Here is an 820-nt window from a genome sequence, read left to right on the forward strand (position 1 = left end):
AAAATACGGAACAGATCAATACGATCCAAGCGGGAAGGACCTCCATTAGACGGATTCTCTGACAAGTGATGTCAGAATCATCGTCTTTATCATGCAATGATAGTCATTATTTTCCTTCTACGAAAGCGCCCGCCGTTGCGGTCGCCATATTGGCAAAGGAGATGGACCTATGACCGATCACAGCATCAAGGGTAAAACCATTATCATCGCCGGAGGAGCGAAGAATCTCGGCGGGCTCGTCGCTCGCGATCTCGCCGAACAGGGTGCGAAGGCCGTGGTGATCCACTACAACAGCGCAGCAACCAAGCCAGATGCCGACGCAACGGTTGCTGCTGTCAAGGCAGCCGGTGCCGAGGCAATCGCAATCCAGGCTGATCTCACGACAGCCGGCGCAGTGGAAAAGCTCTTCGCTGACGCAGTCGCCGCTGTGGGTAAGCCTGACATTGCCATCAACACCGTTGGCAAAGTGCTGAAGAAGCCGATCGTCGAAATCTCGGAAGCCGAATACGACGAAATGAGTGCGGTCAACGCCAAGTCTGCCTTCTTCTTCCTCAAAGAGGCTGGCAAGCACCTCAACGACAACGGCAAGATCTGCACGTTGGTGACGTCACTGCTCGGCGCCTATACGCCTTTCTATTCCAGCTATGCTGGTACCAAAGCGCCGGTCGAACATTTCACGCGTGCGGCCTCCAAGGAGTTCGGCGATCGCGGTATCTCCGTGACGGCGATCGGTCCCGGCCCGATGGACACCCCCTTCTTCTACCCGGCCGAAGGCGAGGATGCGGTCGCCTATCACAAAACCGCCGCAGCGCTGTCGAAG

1 protein-coding gene is annotated in these 820 nt (G+C 56.3%); it reads left to right on the top strand.

From position 1 onward, the window contains the following. Nucleotides 1-169: 169 nt before the first annotated feature. Nucleotides 170-820, top strand: a 651-nt coding sequence (locus tag A918_RS0117070; RefSeq protein ID WP_022712228.1) for an SDR family oxidoreductase, incomplete at its 3' end; no start/stop codon positions are given.

The organism is Pseudochrobactrum sp. AO18b (genome assembly GCF_000409565.1).
In the GTDB taxonomy this organism is placed as follows: domain Bacteria; phylum Pseudomonadota; class Alphaproteobacteria; order Rhizobiales; family Rhizobiaceae; genus Pseudochrobactrum; species Pseudochrobactrum saccharolyticum.